Source organism: Pseudomonas sp. (genome assembly GCF_049590575.1).
Classification (GTDB): Bacteria; Pseudomonadota; Gammaproteobacteria; order Pseudomonadales; family Pseudomonadaceae; genus Aquipseudomonas.
Genome location: NZ_JBAWDE010000207.1, coordinates 1 through 1,737 on the forward strand (window position 1 = coordinate 1; position 1,737 = coordinate 1,737).

Here is a 1,737-nt window from a genome sequence, read left to right on the forward strand (position 1 = left end):
TTCGCGAGCAAGCCCGCTCCCACAGTTAATCGCATCGAGTCATGGAGACCGAGTAAAGGTTCACTTTGCACACCTGCCACAACCACAACAATACAGGCATCAGGAGCACCCCTCATGAGCAGCACGTCTTCCGGCCAAAGCGCCGGACAACTGGAAACACGCGGTATCGAACCGGTCCCCGAAAGCGAGTGCAACGGTCATCCCCTGCAACTGTTCTGGGTGTGGTTCGCCGCCAATATCAGCATCCTCGGCTTGCCGCTGGGCGCGACCCTGGTGGCGTTTCGCGGGCTGGCGATCTGGCAGGCGATCATCGTGGCGATCCTTGGCGCCGCCGGGTCGTTCGCGGTGGTCGGCATCATCTCGATTGCCGGGCGCCGTGGCCGCGCACCGAGCCTGACCTTGTCCCGCGCGATCTTCGGCGTGCGCGGCAATATCGGCCCGACCCTGGTGTCGCTGATGTCACGCCTGGGCTGGGAAACCGTCAACACCACCACCGCGGCCTTTGTGCTGTTGTCGTTGTGTTCGATCCTGTTCGGCTCGCCGGTCGAGGCCAAAAGCGCTCCGGTGCTGACCCTGATCTTCATCGCCATCTTTGTGCTGCTGACCCTGGCCGTGTCAGGCCTGGGCCACGCCACCTTGCTGGTGATCCAGAAGTGGGCGACCTACGTGTTCGGCGCCTTGAATATCCTGGTCGGCGGCTTCCTCTGCGCCACCATCGACTGGAGCGCGGTGTTCAACGCCACCCCTGCACCGCTGAGTGCGATGATCATCGGCGTCGGCACCATGGCCGCCGGCACCGGCATCGGCTGGGCCAATGCGGGTGCCGATATGTCGCGCTACCAGCATCGCAGCGTCAAGGCCGTGCGCCTGGTAGCGTCCGCCGCGTTCGGTGCGGGTATCCCGCTGGTGTTGCTGATCACCCTCGGCGGCTTGCTGTCGGTGGGCAACAACGGCCTGGCCTCGGCGACTGACCCGATCATCGCGATCCGCGACATGCTGCCGACCTGGATGGCCGTGCCGTACCTGATCACCGCCTTTGGTGGCTTGCTGTTGTCGAACAACCTGTCGGTGTATTCGGCTGGTCTCACCACCTTGACCCTCGGCTTGAAGGTCAAGCGCGTGCACGCGGTGATCGTCGATATCGTGGCGATCTTCGCCGGTTCGATTTACTTCATGCTGATCGCCGACAGCTTCTACGGCCCGTTCATCACCTTTATTTCGTTGCTCGCCGTGCCGATCACTGCGTGGGTCGGGATCTTCGTGGTCGACCTGATTCATCGCCACTATTACAGCCCCAAGGACCTGCTGGACGTGAGCCCCAGCAGCGCCTACTGGTACCGCGGCGGGGTGGAATGGCGTGCATTTGGCGCCTGGGCCGTGGCCATCGTGCTGGGTTTCAGCTTCACCACCATCGGCACTACCGCCGAAAATATCTGGTTCGCCGGGCCTTTGTCCGACTCCTGGCTGGGCCACAACGGCCTGGGCTGGATCGTCACCTTCCTGGTCGCCGGCGGGATTTATGCGGCACTGGGCGGCGCGGCTGACCGTCGTCCGGCTTTAGTAGAGCGCCCTAATGTCTAGATTGCTGCACACCGGCCAGGTCATCGTCGACCTGGTCATGGCCCTCGATACCCTGCCTGCGACCGGCGGTGATGTGCTGGCGCAATCCGCCAGCTTCGAAGCCGGCGGGGGCTTCAACGTCATGGCGGCCGCGCGGCGCAATGGCTTGCCGGTGGT

At 63.7% G+C, this 1,737-nt stretch carries 1 protein-coding gene and 1 pseudogene; both read left to right on the forward strand.

All coding sequences use genetic code 11. From position 1 onward, the window contains the following. Nucleotides 1–114 precede the first annotated feature (114 nt). Nucleotides 115–1,581 (forward strand): purine-cytosine permease family protein, encoded by a 1,467-nt coding sequence (locus WBR57_RS13765; RefSeq protein ID WP_424084283.1) that lies wholly within the window; start codon nt 115–117, stop codon nt 1,579–1,581. Beyond that, a pseudogene (locus tag WBR57_RS13770) lies at nt 1,574–1,737 on the forward strand (sugar kinase); the annotation flags it as partial. The gene WBR57_RS13765 and the pseudogene WBR57_RS13770, both read left to right, overlap by 8 nt.

Excerpts from the sequence above, each read along its gene's own strand:
- WBR57_RS13765 (WP_424084283.1), top strand. The coding sequence starts at position 115 with ATGAGCAGCACGTCTTCCGGCCAAAGCGCCGGACAACTGGAAACACGC.